Source organism: Mycobacterium sp. ACS4054, from assembly GCF_001667275.1.
GTDB lineage: Bacteria > Actinomycetota > Actinomycetes > Mycobacteriales > Mycobacteriaceae > Mycobacterium.
Window position 1 is genome coordinate 32,106 of the sequence record NZ_LZHV01000044.1, and the last position, 15,143, is coordinate 47,248.

13 protein-coding genes are annotated in these 15,143 nt (G+C 69.9%); 6 read left to right on the forward strand and 7 right to left on the reverse strand.

Annotated features, from left to right (window positions below):
• Positions 1-118: 118 nt before the first annotated feature.
• Genes glnX through A5730_RS11880 form a run of 3 tightly spaced genes read left to right on the forward strand, consistent with a single transcriptional unit; the run spans position 119 to position 4,676 of the window.
• Positions 119-1,438, forward strand: coding sequence for a protein kinase G-activating protein GlnX (gene glnX, locus A5730_RS11870; RefSeq protein WP_067900088.1), 1,320 nt, complete (start codon positions 119-121; stop codon positions 1,436-1,438).
• Positions 1,435-2,406: a glutamate ABC transporter substrate-binding protein gene (locus tag A5730_RS11875; protein WP_156745779.1), complete on the forward strand. Its 972-nt coding sequence runs from the start codon at positions 1,435-1,437 to the stop codon at positions 2,404-2,406. The genes glnX and A5730_RS11875 overlap by 4 nt, the downstream gene beginning before the upstream one ends.
• Entirely contained in the window at positions 2,406-4,676 is a 2,271-nt protein-coding gene (locus A5730_RS11880) for a serine/threonine-protein kinase PknG (RefSeq protein ID WP_067900095.1), read from the forward strand. The genes A5730_RS11875 and A5730_RS11880 overlap by 1 nt, the downstream gene beginning before the upstream one ends.
• Positions 4,677-4,794: 118 nt before the next feature.
• On the opposite strand, the gene A5730_RS11885 is transcribed toward A5730_RS11880, so the two are convergent.
• The gene (locus tag A5730_RS11885; protein WP_067900251.1) at positions 4,795-5,646 is read right to left on the reverse strand and encodes a hypothetical protein; all 852 of its coding nucleotides are present in this window, start codon (positions 5,644-5,646) and stop codon (positions 4,795-4,797) included.
• 84 nt (positions 5,647-5,730) lie between these two features.
• On the opposite strand from A5730_RS11885, the gene A5730_RS11890 reads away from it, so the two are divergent.
• Together A5730_RS11890 and A5730_RS11895 are read left to right on the forward strand one after the other, a co-directional pair.
• Positions 5,731-7,044: a DUF1800 domain-containing protein gene (locus tag A5730_RS11890; RefSeq protein WP_067900098.1), complete on the forward strand. Its 1,314-nt coding sequence runs from the start codon at positions 5,731-5,733 to the stop codon at positions 7,042-7,044.
• Positions 7,045-7,055: 11 nt separating this feature from the next.
• On the forward strand, positions 7,056-8,237 hold the full coding sequence (locus A5730_RS11895) for a DUF1501 domain-containing protein (protein ID WP_067900099.1): 1,182 nt from the start codon (positions 7,056-7,058) through the stop codon (positions 8,235-8,237).
• Here A5730_RS11895 and A5730_RS11900 read toward each other — a convergent pair.
• Genes A5730_RS11900 through fgd form a run of 3 tightly spaced genes read right to left on the reverse strand, consistent with a single transcriptional unit; the run spans position 8,226 to position 12,457 of the window.
• Entirely contained in the window at positions 8,226-9,362 is a 1,137-nt protein-coding gene (locus A5730_RS11900; RefSeq protein ID WP_067900102.1) for an acetate kinase, read from the reverse strand. The genes A5730_RS11895 and A5730_RS11900 overlap by 12 nt on opposite strands.
• 13 nt (positions 9,363-9,375) lie before the next feature.
• Positions 9,376-11,454: a phosphate acetyltransferase gene (gene pta, locus A5730_RS11905; RefSeq protein ID WP_067900105.1), complete on the reverse strand. Its 2,079-nt coding sequence runs from the start codon at positions 11,452-11,454 to the stop codon at positions 9,376-9,378.
• Positions 11,447-12,457 carry a glucose-6-phosphate dehydrogenase (coenzyme-F420) gene (fgd, locus tag A5730_RS11910; RefSeq protein WP_067900108.1) on the reverse strand — a complete coding sequence of 337 codons (1,011 nt, stop codon included), beginning with the start codon at positions 12,455-12,457 and terminating at the stop codon, positions 11,447-11,449. The genes pta and fgd overlap by 8 nt, the downstream gene beginning before the upstream one ends.
• Positions 12,458-12,599: 142 nt before the next feature.
• On the opposite strand from fgd, the gene A5730_RS11915 reads away from it, so the two are divergent.
• The gene (locus A5730_RS11915) at positions 12,600-13,340 is read left to right on the forward strand and encodes an MBL fold metallo-hydrolase (RefSeq protein WP_067900112.1); all 741 of its coding nucleotides are present in this window, start codon (positions 12,600-12,602) and stop codon (positions 13,338-13,340) included.
• A gap of 31 nt (positions 13,341-13,371) precedes the next feature.
• Here the strand turns inward: A5730_RS11915 and A5730_RS11920 are convergent, their stop codons facing one another.
• From A5730_RS11920 to A5730_RS11930, 3 genes are read right to left on the reverse strand one after another with little or no spacing between them, the layout of a single operon-like run.
• The gene (locus A5730_RS11920) at positions 13,372-13,872 is read right to left on the reverse strand and encodes a GNAT family N-acetyltransferase (RefSeq protein WP_067900115.1); all 501 of its coding nucleotides are present in this window, start codon (positions 13,870-13,872) and stop codon (positions 13,372-13,374) included.
• 6 nt (positions 13,873-13,878) lie between these two features.
• Complete coding sequence (locus tag A5730_RS11925) at positions 13,879-14,742, reverse strand: SAM-dependent methyltransferase (protein ID WP_067900118.1); 864 nt, start codon at positions 14,740-14,742, stop codon at positions 13,879-13,881.
• A 2-nt stretch (positions 14,743-14,744) separates the two neighbouring features.
• Positions 14,745-15,107 (reverse strand): DUF3054 domain-containing protein, encoded by a 363-nt coding sequence (locus A5730_RS11930; protein ID WP_067816502.1) that lies wholly within the window; start codon positions 15,105-15,107, stop codon positions 14,745-14,747.
• Positions 15,108-15,143: the final 36 nt, after the last annotated feature.

Below are 15,143 nucleotides of genomic sequence, written 5' to 3' on the forward strand. Positions count from 1 at the left end.
CACGAGATCGCTGGTCAATTGCTCTGCCTCCACCCATCCGCCGCAACATCCTCTTAGAATTCGCTTATTGAGTTCGTGAAGCGTTCCAGTGGTCGCGAAAGATGAGGGCTGATTCGACGTGACGGTTGAGCTGGCGCACCCGTCGACGGAGCCGCAGGGGTCGCGGTCGCCGGTCGAACCAGCCCATCCGCGCTGGTGGTTCATCTCCACCACGCCCGGCCGCATCCTGACCATCGGCATCGTGCTGGCCGTGCTCGGCGGTATCTGCGCCTTCGCCACCTCGACCACCATCAACCACCGCCAGCAGGTGCTGACCACGGTGCTCAACCACACCGAGCCGCTGTCGTTCGCCGCCGGGCGGCTGTACACCACGCTGTCGGTCGCCGACGCGGCGGCGGCCACCGCGTTCATCGCCGAGGCCGAGCCGCCACCGGTGCGGCAGCGCTACGAGCAGGCGATCACCGACGCGTCGGTCGCGGTGACCCGGGCCTCCAGCGGGCTCACCGACGAACCGCTGGTGCAGCTGCTGGGCCGGATCAACGCCGAACTCGCCGTCTACACCGGCCTGATCGAAATCGCGCGCACCAACAACCGGGAGGGCAATCCCGTCGGGTCGTCGTACCTGTCGGAGGCCTCGGGTCTGATGCAGTCGACGATCCTGCCCGACGCCGCGCAGCTGTATCAGGCCACCTCGGAGCGGGTGGACGCGGAAACGACCGCGTCCACGCAGATCCCGGCGCCGGTCATCCTGGTGGTCAGCGCCACCGCGGTCTTCGGGGCCTTCGCCCATCGGTGGCTGGCCCGCCGCACCCGGCGCCGAATAAACCCGGGCCTGGTGGTCGGCGGCCTCGCTATTCTCGTCATGGTGGTATGGGTCGGAACTGCGTTGACCATCTCCACGGCCGCCAGCCGGAGCGCCAAGAACACCGCCGCGGACTCGCTGCGGATCGTGACCAACGTCGCGATCACCGCGCAGCAGGCGCGCGCCGACGAGACGCTGTCGCTGATTCGCCGCGGGGACGAGGAGAAGCGCAAGCAGTCGTTCTATCAACGCATCGACTCCATGCACTCCCAGCTCGACCAGTACATGGTCCGCAGCGACGCCGTCGACAAGCCCGACCTCGAGGGCGCCGATCAGCTGCTGCTGCGCTGGCGGCAGGCCAACGACCGGATCAACTCCTACATCTCGGTGGGCAACTACCGGGCCGCCACCCAGGTCGCGCTGGGCAGCAGCGAGAACGACTCCACGCCGGCGTTCGACAAGCTCGAGGACCAGCTGGTCAAGGCCATGGACCAGAGCCGCACGCACCTGCGCAACGACGTCCTCAACGCGCGGAGCGGGCTGTCCGGCGCCCAGGTCGGCGGGGTGGTGCTCAGCCTCGGCGCCGCCATCGCGGTGGCGCTGGGCCTGTGGCCGCGGCTGAAAGAGTATCGATGATGACGCGCGCGCTCGCCGCGCTCGCCGCGCTGGCAACCGTGGGGGTGCTCGCGGGGTGCGCGCACACCGAACAGCTGACGGTGGCCACCGTGCCGACGCTGCCGCCGCCCACCCCGGTCGGCATGCAGCAGCTGCCGCCGGACGCGCCGCTCCCGGCGGACGACGGCAGCCAGAACTGCGACCTGACGGCGAGCCTGCGGCCCTTCCCGAACAAGGCCGAGGCGGACGCCGCGGTCGCCGACATCCGCGCCCGCGGCCGGCTGATCGTCGGGCTCGACATCGGCAGCAACCTGTTCAGCTTCCGCGACCCGATCACCGGCGAAATCACCGGTTTCGACGTCGACATCGCCGGCGAGATCGCCCGCGACATCTTCGGCGCCCCCTCGCACGTCGAGTACCGCATCCTGTCGTCCGACGAGCGCGTCACCGCCCTGCAGCGCTCCGAGGTCGACGTCGTGGTGAAGACCATGACCATCACCTGCGAGCGGCGCAAGCAGGTCAACTTCTCGACGGTCTACCTGGACGCCAACCAGCGCATCCTGGCGCCGCGGGATTCGTCGATCGCGAAGGTGGGCGACCTGTCCGGAAAGCGCGTGTGCGTGGCCAAGGGCACCACCTCGCTGCACCGGATCCGCCAGATCGACCCGCCGCCGGTGGTCGTGTCGGTGGTCAACTGGGCCGACTGCCTGGTGGCGATGCAGCAGCGCGAGATCGACGCCGTCAGCACCGACGACTCGATCCTGGCCGGGCTGGTCGAAGAGGACCCCTACCTGCACATCGTCGGGCCCAACATGGCCACCCAGCCCTACGGCATCGGGGTCAACCTCACCAACACCGGGCTGGTCCGGTTCGTCAACGGCACCCTGGAGCGGATCCGCCGGGACGGCACGTGGAACACGTTGTACCGCAAGTGGTTGACGGTGCTGGGGCCCGCGCCCGCCCCACCCACGCCGAGGTATCTGGACTGATGGCCGAGCCGGAGAAGACGGAACAGCCGGAATCCGCCGAAGACGTGAACCCCGGCACCCAACCGCCGGATACGCAGGGCGGCCCGGTGACGGGTCGCATCCAGGCCACCCAGGCGCTGTTCCGGCCCGACTTCGACGACGATGACGACGACGACTTCCCGCACATCTCGCTGGGCACCATGGACAGTGATCCGCAGCTGACGGTGGGGACGCGGGTGCTGCCGCCGGTCAGGCACCTCGGCGGCGGCCTGGTCGAGATTCCGCGGGTGCGGGACATCGACCCGGTCGAGGCCCTGATGACCAATCCCGTTGTGCCGGAGGGCAAGCGGTTCTGCTGGAACTGCGGCAAACCGGTCGGCCGGTCCGGCAAGGAGGGCAAGGGCAAGTCGGAGGGCTGGTGCCCCGCCTGCGGCAGCGCGTATTCGTTTCTGCCCCAGCTGAATCCGGGCGACATCGTCGCGGGCCAGTACGAGGTGAAGGGCTGCATCGCGCACGGCGGCCTGGGCTGGGTGTACCTGGCGGTCGACCACAACGTCAACGACCGCCCGGTGGTCCTCAAGGGCCTGGTCCACTCCGGTGACGCCGAGGCGCAGGCGATCGCGATGGCCGAACGGCAGTTCCTGGCCGAGGTGGTGCACCCGCAGATCGTGCAGATCTTCAACTTCGTGGAACACAAGGACCGGCAAGGCAATCCGGTCGGCTACATCGTCATGGAGTACATCGGCGGGCAGCCGCTCAAGCACGGCAAGGACAAGAAGCTGCCGGTCGCCGAGGCCATCGCCTACCTGCTGGAGATCCTGCCGGCGCTGACGTACCTGCACTCCATCGGCCTGGTCTACAACGACCTCAAGCCGGAGAACATCATGCTCACCGAGGAGCAGCTGAAGCTGATCGACCTGGGCGCGGTGTCGCGGGTCAACTCGTTCGGCTACCTCTACGGCACGCCCGGCTTCCAGGCGCCCGAGATCGTGCGGACCGGCCCGACCGTCGCCACCGACATCTACACCGTCGGGCGCACGCTCGCGGCGCTGACGGTGAACCTGCCCACCCGCAACGGCCGCTACGTCGACGGCCTGCCCGAAGACGACCCGGTGCTCACCGAATACGACTCGTACCGCCGGTTGCTGCGCCGCGCCACCGACCCGGACCCGCGGCGCCGGTTCGCCAGCACCGAGGAGCTGTCCGCCCAGCTGATGGGCGTGCTGCGGGAGGTGGTCGCCCAGGACACCGGGGTGCCGCGGCCCGGGCTGTCGACCATCTTCAGCCCCAGCCGCTCCACGTTCGGGGTGGACCTGCTGGTCGCGCACACCGACGTCTACCTCGACGGCCAGGTGCACTCCGAGCGGCTGACGGCGCGGGAGATCGTGACCGCGCTGCAGGTGCCGCTCGTCGATCCGGCCGACGTCGCGGCGCCGGTCCTGCAGGCGACCGTGCTGTCCCAGCCCGTGCAGACGTTGGACTCCTTGCGCGCGGCCCGCCACGGCACGCTGGACGCCGACGGCGTCGAGGTGTCCGAGTCGATCGAACTGCCGCTGATGGAGGTCCGCGCGCTGCTGGACCTGGGCGACGTTGCCAAGGCCACCCGGAAGCTGGACGACCTGGCCGAGCGGGTGGGCTGGCAGTGGCGATTGGTCTGGTACCGGGCCGTCGCCGAGCTTCTCACCGGCGACTACGACTCCGCCACAACGCATTTCACCGAGGTGCTGGACACCTTCCCGGGCGAGCTGGCGCCCAAGCTGGCGTTGGCCGCCACGGCCGAGCTGGCCGGGGACGTGGACGAGCAGAAGTATTACCAGACGGTGTGGAAGACCAACGACGGCGTGATCTCGGCGGCTTTCGGGCTGGCGCGATGGCTGTCCACCGCGGGCGATCGAGCCGCCGCGGTGCGAACGCTGGACGAGGTACCGCCCACCTCAAGGCATTTCACCACCGCGCGCCTCACCAGCGCGGTGACCCTGCTGTCCGGCCGGTCGAAGAGCGAGATCAGCGAGGAGGACATCCGCGACGCCGCCCGGCGGGTCGAGGCGCTGCCGCCCACCGAACCCCGGGTGCTGCAGATCCGCGCGCTGGTGCTGGGTTGCGCGATGGACTGGCTGGAGGACAACGAGGCCAGCACCAACCACATCCTCGGATTCCCGTTCACCGAGCACGGGCTGCGGCTTGGCGTCGAGGCCGCGCTGCGCAACCTGGCCCGGGTCGCGCCCACCCAACGGCATCGCTACGCGTTGGTGGACATGGCCAACAAGGTGCGGCCGACCAGCACGTTTTAGGCTGTCTCTTCCGACGTTGAGTGTGCTGCCACGGCGTTGAGTGTGCAGGCATGGCGGCGACACGCCGAGAAGCCCCGCCCTCGATGCACAGCGAAAGCCATCAGAGCACACCCAACGCTCAGAGCACCATCGAACGCCGCGCGGCCAGCGCGGCTCGCACCCGGCGCACGATCGCGGCGGGCCGGTCCTCGGCGACGACCCGGACGACGATCCACCCCATCTCCTCGAGCATCTCGAGACGTTGAATGTCCTTGACGTATTGCCTTCTGTCCGTGCGGTGTTGGTCGCCGTCGTATTCGACGGCCACCAACTGTTCAGGCCAACCCAGGTCGAGGTAGGCGAACGGGATGCCGTCATCGCCGATTACGGGTATCTGCGTCTGCGGGCGGGGAACGCCCGCGTCGATGAGAAGCAGACGTAGGTAGCTTTCCCTCGGCGAAGCCGACCCCGGGTCGACGAGTTCCAGCGCGGTCTCGAGGCGCCGCAGCCCCGGTGAGCCCGGATGAGCTTGTGCAACCTTCAGCACATCGTCAACCTTGAATCCCGTTGCGCGAGCGAGGGCGTCGAGGCGCACCACCGCCGAGCGGATCGCACCGCGCCGGCCGATGTCGAAGGCGGTGCGCTCAGGGGTGGTCACGAGCATCCCGCGCACGACCTGGGTCTCGCCATCGATCAACGCGTAACGCCTCGTCAGCACGCCACGCGGTGCGCGAGACCGGTTGAAGGCCAACTCGATGGGAACGTCGTCCGGAATCCAGCGGGAACCGTGCAACGACGCGGCGGCGGCTCCGGTGATGACGGCCCGCCGACCCGACCACAGCCATGCGGCGGCGATGCGCCCGTCGAGCGTCGGCATCACGTCATTCGGCAAGTACACGTTGGGAAACACGGCGCGGAAGCGCGTGCGCAATTGATGACGGGTGACGACGCCCATCGCCAGTGCCTCGCTGCCGATGAACGGTTTTTCCATACCGGGCAGATTCGCACCGCGGCGGCGGCCGGGGTGTGCGGCCATCCACAGGGAAAACATAGGTACATGCCGCACAGTTGACGCATGCCGGGGCAGTCCACCGCATGGATCACCACGGCCCGCGCGCTGCGTCGGGCCGGGTTCGGGGTGACCGGACCCGAGGTGGACGCCGCGCTCACCGACGACTGGGCAAGTCACGTCGACGCCATGCTGGCCGCGAACCCCGACGCCGACCCCGGCGCGATCGCCACCCCGATGCCCACCCTGCCGCCGCCCCGAGCGCCGGGAAAGGGCGCCGCGCCCGCGGCGCGCAAGCAATACAACCAGCAGCTGTCCGAACAACAGGGCGCGCTCGCCGACTGGTGGCTGCGCCGCATGGTCAGCGTGCGGCAGCCGTTACGAGAGAAATTGACCCTGTTGTGGCACAACCACTTCGCCACCTCGGCGCAAAAGGTGCGGGTGGCGGCGTACATGGCCGCACAGAACCAGAAGCTGCGGAGCCTGTCGCTGGGCGACTTCCGCACCCTGGCCTACGCGATGCTGACCGACGCGGCGATGCTGCGCTGGCTGGACGGGCAGGCCAGCACGGCCAAGGCGCCCAATGAGAACCTCGCGCGGGAATTCATGGAGCTGTTCGCCCTTGGCCATGGCAACGGCTACACCGAGGACGACGTACGCAACGGCGCCCGCGCGCTGACGGGGTGGGTGATCGGAGAGGACGGCCACACCTCGATAGCCCCGCGGCGCCACGACGGGTCGGCCAAGAAGCTGTTCGGGCAGACCGGCGATTTCGACGCCGCGGGATTCTGCGATGCGGTGCTGGCGCAGCCCAAGTCCGCGGAGTACGTGGCCGGACGGTTGTGGCGGCAATTGGCCTCCGACGACCCGCCGTCGCGCCGCGCGATCGACCGACTGGTCTCCGCCTACGGGCCGGGCCGCGACCTGGGCGCGCTCACGCGGGCGATCCTCACCGACGACGAATTCACTGGGGGCCGCGCCACTGTCGTCAACCCCCCGGTCGAATGGCTCGTCGGTGTGATGCGCGCGTTGCGGGTGCCCGTCGACGCATCCACGCGGCAGGTCGCCGACGGCGCGCTGCGCGCGCTCGGACAGCGGCCCTTCTATCCCCCGAGCGTGGGCGGCTGGCCGCACGGCCAAGTATGGCTGTCCACCGCCAGCGCCGAGGCGCGGCTGCGGACCGCCGGCCGGTTGGCACACGCCGGCGACCTGTCCGGCATCGAGGGCGCCGCCCGCGGTGACCGCATCGACGCGGTCGGCTACCTGTTCGGCATCGGAGATTGGTCGGACCGGACCGCCGCCGCCCTGCGACCCCTGACCGGCACCCCACCGCTGCTGGTGGCGGCCGCCGTCAACACGCCCGAATACCTGACGTCCTAACGAGATCCGAAATGCCCGAGATGAACCGCCGCAAGTTCCTGGTCGCCAGCGCGGGCGTCGGCGCGGCCGGCCTGTTGTCGACGGCCGTGGCGGTCAGCTGGCCCGACCTGATGCGCGCGGCCCAGGACCGGCCGCTGCCCGACGGCGCGGGCGTGCTGGTGCTCGTGACGCTGTACGGCGGCAACGACGGCATCAACACCCTGATCCCCTACGGGGACAACGCCTATCACGATGCCCGGCCCGAGCTCGCCTACGGCCCCGGCGAGGTGCTGCGCCTCGACGAGATGCTGGGGCTCAACCCCGCGCTCAAGGGCCTGGCCCAGTTATGGGGCGGCCGGCAGCTGGCCATCGTGCGCGGCGTAGGCTATCCGCGGCCCGACCACAGCCACTTCCGGTCCATGGATATCTGGCAAACGGCTTCGCCGGCCGAGCCCGTGTCGACCGGCTGGATCGGCCGCTGGCTCGATGCAACCGGCGACGACCCGCTGCGCGCGGTCAACATCGGTCCCGTCCTCCCGCCGCTGGCGGTCGGGGAAAAGTTCACCGCCGCAGCGCTTTCCACCGCCTCGGCGCCGGCGGGGCGAGGCGCCGACGCGCTGATGGAGGCGCTCGGCACCGACGACCCCGACGACACCCCCGCGATGGCCGCGGTGTGCAAGGCCTACCGGGCGGCACGCACCACCGCCAAGGCGTTTGAATCGATCAAAGTCGCCGGGCAACAGCGTAATTCGCTGTCGGCGCAGCTGAGCCTGGTGGCCGACGCGGTGAAGGCTCGCGTGCCGACGCGGGTGTACACGGTGCAACTGGGCGGCTTCGACACCCACGCTTCAGAGCGCGACACACAGCAACGCCTGCTCGGCACGTTCGACGACGCGATAACCAAATTCCTGCGGGAGGTGGCCGGCCGCAACGTCGTCGTGATGGCGTATTCGGAGTTCGGCCGCCGGGTGCGGGCCAACGCCTCCCAAGGCACCGACCACGGCACGGCCGGGCCCGTCTTCGTTGCGGGCGCACCCGTTCGGGGCGGTTTCTACGGCGACGAGCCCAGCCTCACCGACCTCGACAACGGGGACCTGAAGTACACCACCGACTTTCGCGACGTGTACCACGAACTGCTGGTGCGGACCGTCGGGGCGGATCCCACGCCGTCGGTGGGCACCGGACGAAAGAGCCTGGGCTTCCTAACCGCTTAACACGCTCACACAGTCGCGGGCGATGGCCAGCTCCTCGTTGGTCGGGATGACCAGCACGGCGACCGGGGATTCCTCGGCGGAGATCTGCCGGGCGCCCTTGCCGCCGCCCAGGTTACGGCGCTGGTCGAGCACGATGCCCAACTCCTCCAGCCCGGCCAGCGCGTCGCGGCGCACGGCCGCGTCGTTCTCCCCGATGCCGCCGGTGAAGGTGATGACATCGGTGTGCCCCAGCACCGCCAGGTAGGCGCCCACGTATTTGCGTAGCCGGTGGGTGAACACGCTGTAGGCCAATTGCGCCGCGCCGTCCCCGGATTCGATCATCTCGCGCAACCGTCGGAAGTCCCGCTCGCCGGACAGGCCCAGCACCCCGGACCGCTGATTGAGCATGGACTCCACCTCGTCGACGCCCATCTTCGCGGTGTGGCACAGGTAGGCGACGATGCTTGGGTCGATGTCACCGCTGCGGGTGCCCATCACCAGGCCCTCCAGCGGGGTCAGGCCCATCGACGTGTCGAGGGGCCGGTTACCGGCGATAGCCGACGCGGAGCAGCCGTTACCCAGATGCAGCACAATCTGTTTCAGCCCGCCCAGTGGCCGGCCCAGGAACGCGGCGGCCTGTTGGCTCACGTACCGGTGTGACGTGCCGTGGAATCCGTAGCGACGGATCTGCCAGCGTTCGGCTACCTGACGGTCGATCGCATAGGTCGCCGCCGCCGGCGGCATGTCGTGGAAGAACGCCGTGTCGAAGACCGCGATGTGGACAATGTCGGGCAGCAACTTGCGCGCCACCTCGATGCCCTTCACCGCCGGCGGGTTGTGCAACGGCGCCAACTCCGAAAGCTCGTCGAGCTTGTCGATCACCGCGTCATCCACCGGGGTGGGCTTGTAGAACGTGTTGCCGCCGTGCACGACTCGATGCCCAACCGCCACCAGGCCGCAGGCACGCAGGTCGATCCCCTGCCCGGACAGCGCGTCGAACGCCTGGCGCAGCGCCGCGTCGTGGTCGGCGACCGGCGAGGACTCCTCGCCGATCCGTTCCACGTTGCCGGTCGCCCGGGCCTCACCCGAATCGGGATCGACCAGCTGGTATTTCAGCGAGGATGACCCCGAGTTGATCACCAGCACAACCCGATTCGAGCTAGCCACGGATGCCCTGCGCCTGGATCGCGGTGATGGCGATGGTGTTCACGATGTCCTCGACCAGCGCGCCCCGGGACAGGTCGTTCACCGGCTTGCGCAGGCCCTGCAGCACCGGCCCGATGGCGATCGCCCCGGCGCTGCGCTGCACCGCCTTGTACGTGTTGTTGCCGGTGTTCAGGTCGGGGAAGACCAGCACCGTGGCGCGGCCGGCCACCGGCGAGTCCCGCAACTTGGTGGCCGCGACGGACGGCTCGATCGCGGCGTCGTATTGGATGGGGCCCTCGACCGGTAGCTGCGGCGCGCGGCGCCGAACCAATTCGGTTGCGGTCCTGACCTTCTCGACGTCTTCGCCGCTGCCCGACTCACCGGTGGAGTACGACAGCAACGCCACCCGCGGTTCGATGCCGAACTGCGCCGCGGTGCGCGCCGAAGAGATCGCGATGTCGGCCAGCTGCTCGGGCGTCGGATTGGGGATGATCGCGCAGTCGCCGTACGCCAGCACCCGATCGGGCAGGCACATCAGGAAGATGCTCGACACGGTGGAAACGTCGGGCACGGTCTTGATCACCTCGAAGGCCGGCCGGACGGTGTGCGCCGTGGTGTGGGCGGCGCCGGACACCATGCCGTCGACCATGCAGTTGTGCACCATCATCGTGCCGAAATACGTTCCGTCGCGCATGATCTCGCGGGCATGCTCGAGGGTGACGCCCTTGTCCTTGCGCAGGTCTGCGTACTGGTCGGCAAACTGGAGGCGTAGGTCGCTGGTGCGCGGGTCGATCACCTGCGCACCGTCGAGGTCCACCCCGAGTTCACCCGAACGCTGCCGGATCTGGGCCGCGTCGCCGAGCACGGTGAGGTCGGCGACGCGGCGCTGCAGTACCCGGCCGGCCGACTTGAGGATGCGGTCGTCGTCGCCCTCGGGCAGGACGATGTGCTTGCGGTCCGACCGCGCCTGCAGCGTCAGCCGGTGGATGAACATCTGCGGCGTGGTCACGGTGGGTATCGGGATGGCAAGCCGCTCAAGCAGATCCGGGACGTCGACGTAGCGGTCCATCAGCTCCAGCGCGGTGTCGATCTTGCGCTGCGAGTTCACCGTGACCCGGCCGCGGGCGGCGGCGGCCGCGCTGGCGGTGTCGTAGGTGCCCAGCGTGGTGGCGACGATGGGCAGGCGCAGCCGCAGCCCGGCGACCAGCGCCGCGATGGATGGATGCAGCCGAAAGCCGCCGTTGAGGACGATGCACGACAGCGACGGAAAGCCCTCGGCGGCATGGGCGCTGGCCACGGCGAGCACCACGTCCGAGCGATCGCCCGGCGTGATGACCGCCATGCCGTCGCTCAGCCGTTCCAGCACGTGGTCGGCCGTCATCCCGGCGACCAGGACGCCGGTGACCTCGCGTTCCCGCAGCGATGCCTCGCCGCTGACCGGCGTTCCGCTGACCGCGGTTTCAAGTTCGGCCACCGTCGGGGCGGACAGCAGCGGCTCTTCGGGCAGCACGTAGCTGCGCTGGCTGAAGGCCTCCAGCGCCTCGGCGACGTCGGCCAGCCGTTCCGGTTCGCAGCGGTTGGCCACCACCGCCACGGTGTGGGCGCGCTGGACGGTCAGCTCGGCCAGGCACGCCTCGACGACGCCGGCCACCTGGTCCGGCGTGCGGCCCCGGCCGCTGACCGTGAGCACCACCGGCGCACCGAGATTGACGGCGATCCGGGCGTTGACCGAGAGCTCGGCGGGCCGGGCCACGTCGGTGTAGTCGCTGCCCACGATCACCACCGCGTCGCAGTCGTCGGCCATCGCGTGATAGGCGTCGACGATGGTCGCGATCGCGGCGTCGGTGTCGGCGTGCAGCTGCTGGTAGGTCACCCCGACGCACTGCTCGTAGGGCACGCCCGCGGTGGTGTGCCGCAGCAGCAGGTCCAGGATGTAGTCCCGGTCCTTGCCGTCGGTGACCCGCGTAATCGGCCGAAACACACCGACCTTCGCGACGGTCGCGGTCAGGCGGTGCAGCAGTCCGAGCGCGAGCGTCGACTTGCCGGTCTCCGGTTCCGGAGCGGCGATGTATATCGCTGAGGGTTCAGGCAAGTCGCCGCAGCCTGGGGGCCAGGTCCTTCTCGAAGAGCTCGAGGAAGCGACGCTGGTCGTGGCCGGGCGCGTGGAACACCAGGTGGTTCAGCCCCCAGTCGACGTAGTCCTTGACCTTCTCGACGGCCTCGTCGGGGTCGGACGCGACGATCCAGCGCTTGGTGATCTGCTCGATCGGCAGCGCGTCGGCGGCCTTCTCCATCTCGATCGGGTCGTCGATGCTGTGCTTCTGCTCGGCGGTCAGCGACAGCGGCGCCCAGAACCGGGTGTTCTCCCGCGCCAGTTCCGGGTCGGTGTCGTAGGAGATCTTGATCTCGATCATCCGGTCGATGTCGTCGGCGTTCTTGCCCGCCGCCTCGGCGCCCTCACGCATCGCGGGGATCAGCTTGTCCTTGTAGAGCTCTTCGCCCTTACCGGAGGTGCAGATGAATCCGTCGCCGGCGCGCCCGGCGTACTTGGCCACCTGCGGTCCGCCCGCGGCGATGTAGATCGGGATGCCGCCCTCGGGCACGTCGTAGATCGAGGCGCCCTTGGTCTTGTAGTACTCGCCCTCGAAGTCGACGCGGTCGCCGAGCCACAGTTCGCGCATCAGCCGGACCGACTCGCGCAGCCGCGCGTAGCGTTCCTTGAACTCGGGCCACTCGCCTTCGTATCCGGTGGCGATCTCGTTCAGCGCCTCGCCGGTGCCCACCCCGAGGAAGATGCGGTTCGGGTACAGGCAGCCCATGGTGGCGAAGGCCTGGGCGATGACGGCGGGGTTGTACCGAAAGGTCGGCGTGAGCACCGACGTGCCCAGCACGATCCGCTTGGTGCGTTCGCCGACGGCGGTCATCCAGGCCAGCGAGAAGGGGGCGTGCCCGCCCTTGTGCCGCCAGGGCTGGAAGTGGTCGCTGACGGTTGCGCTGTCCATGCCGTGACCTTCGGCGGCGACGGCGAGTTCGACGAGCTCGCGTGGTGCGAATTGTTCGGCGGATGCCTTGTATCCAAGTTTCAGTTCAGCCACGGGTCATTTCTACTCCTCCGCCGATGGTCGCGACCCGCCGCGCCCGGCTTCGCCGCGCTTGCGATCGCTCCTCCGCCGATGGTCGCGACCCGCCGCGCCCGGCTTCGCCGCGCTTGCGATCGCTCCTCCTACACTCGCGGGCATGGCGGAGCTAGTTCAGGTCACCGACACGGTGCACCTCGCCCAGGGCGACGCGGTCAACTGGACCCTGGTCACCGACGACACCGGCGTCATGTTGGTCGACGCCGGCTACCCCGGGGACCGCGACGACGTGCTGGGCTCGCTGTCGGCGCTGGGCTACGGCCCGGGCGATGTGCGGGCCATCGTGTTGACGCACGCCCACATCGACCACCTGGGCACCGCTATCTGGTTCGCGAGCGAGCACGGCATCCCCGTGTACTGCCACGCCGACGAGGTGGGCCACGCCAAACGCGAGTACCTGGAGCAGGTGTCGATTGTCGATGTGGCGCTTCGCATTTGGCGGCCGCGGTGGGCCAGGTGGACGGCCCACGTGGTCCGCAGCGGCGGCCTGATCCGCGACGGCATCCCCACCGCCCAGCCCTTGACGGCCGAGGTGGCCGCCGGCCTGCCGGGCCAGCCGATGCCCGTCTTCAGCCCCGGGCACACAAACGGACACTGCTCGTATCTGATCGACGGCGTGCTGGTCAGCGGGGACGCGCTGATCACCGGCCACCCGCTGCTGCGCCACCGCGGACCGCAGCTGCTGCCGGCGATCTTCAGCTACAGCCAGCAGGACTGCATCCGCACCCTGTCCGCGCTCGCCCTGCTCGACACCGAGGTGCTGCTGCCGGGGCACGGCGACGTGTGGCGGGGCCCGATCCGGGAGGCGACCGACGCGGCCCTGGCACGGGCCGAAGGCTGAAGCCCGGAAATCGTCACGGCGTCAACAACATTCACCGGCCGTCGGGAACCAGCCACTTCTCGAACGCGATCGGGACGAACGGTCCCCACGACGGCAGCGGGTCGGCGGGCACCCGGGTGTACCCGGTCGCGTCGTACAGCGCCTCGGCCTCGGGTTGCCGGTTGCCGGTGATCAGGTACAGCCGCCGGTACCCGCGCGCGGCGGTCTCGGCCTCCAGCGCCGTCAGCAGGATCCGGGCGTAACCGCGGCGCCGGTGCGCGCGGTCGGTCCAGATGCGTTTCAGCTCGGCGGTCTCGGCGTCGTAGCGCCGGAACGCGCCGCCCGTGACGGGCACGCCGTCGAGCACCCCGATCAGCAGCCCGCCGTCCGGCGCCGCGAGCTCCGCCTCCGGCACCGGCAGCCAGGACAGGTGCGTGCTCGGCGTGCCGCCGTAGCGCTGCGCGTACTCCTCGGCCAGCTCGGCCAGCAGGGGCTGCGCCAGCGGGTCGTCGTGCGTGGCCGACACGAACCGAAGTTGGTGGGAACCCGCCATGATCGTCTAAACCCGTGTGGCGGTGAGGTATTCCGGGACGAACTCCGTCCCACCGCGCGTCGGCGCCGGCAGCCCCGTCGCGCCCAACAGGTCGCCGACCCCGCGCTGCACCACCGCCCAGCCGTTGGCGCCCAGGTACTCGGGGACGTAGTGGTACCGGCCCGGATGCGTCAGGCTGGCCAGGTCGATGTCCAGGCCGTGGCGGCGCCAGCCATCGACGAAGGACCGCTCCGCCTCCAGCAGCAGCGGGGTCCAGGTGGGCATGTGATCGGCGGCGAGCCGGCTGCCGGCGGCGCTCATCGCGGTGACGCCCTGCAGCACCCGGTCCTGCAGCGCGGGCGTCAGGTAGCCGATCAGCAACTGCTCGGCGACCCACACCGACGGCGCGGTGGCGTCGAAGCCCACCCGCCGCAGCGCGGCCGGCCAATCCTGGTGCAGGTCGACCCCGACCCCGCGCCGGCTGGCGGCCAGTTCGGCGCCTTGCCCGCGCAGCACCTCGGCCTTGAAGTCCAGCACCTCGGGCCGGTCGATCTCGTAAACCGTCGTCCCGGGCGGCCACCACAACCGGTACGGCCTGGTGTCCAGGCCGGACACCAGCAGCACCACCTGCCGAAGGCCCGCCCTGACGGCATCGGCGACGAACTCGTCGACGAACCGGGTGTGCGCCGCGCAGAGGTCCAAAAACCGCGGGCCGCCCGCGTCGTCCGCGGCGAACCGGTCGTCGTCGATCACCCGGGCGAGCTGGGCCACCCCGGCCGCGCGCACCAACGGTTCGGCGAACGGATCGTTCAGCAACCCCTTGTTGGTGGCGACCGCCCGCGCGGCGGCACCGAATGCCGCGGTCACCGCCACGCCCGCCGCCGTCGCCATGGTCAGACGCCGGACCGGCGCCGCACGCTCAGCCCGACGACCGCGCGCCAGCCGAGCAACAACAACGCGGTGACCGACGCCGCCACCACAACGAAACTGGCCGCGACGCCCGCGGAGCTCAGCTTGCGCAACACCATGCCGACCACCACCGTGCACAGCCACACGACCACCCCGGTCGGCACCAGCGCGGTCGGGCGCCGCCAGGCGCGGGACGCCAGCCACCCGACGGCGGTCCCGGTGAGGAACGGCCACGCGGTGGTGGCCACGCCGGCGATGTCGAGTCCTTCGTCGTGGCTGCGACGCCCGGCCGCGCAGAAGACCAGCACACAGGCGACGTCCACGACGAGCCACAGTGGCCGTCGCATGCAGCGAGACTACCGGCCGGGTTTGCCCAGGGCCGG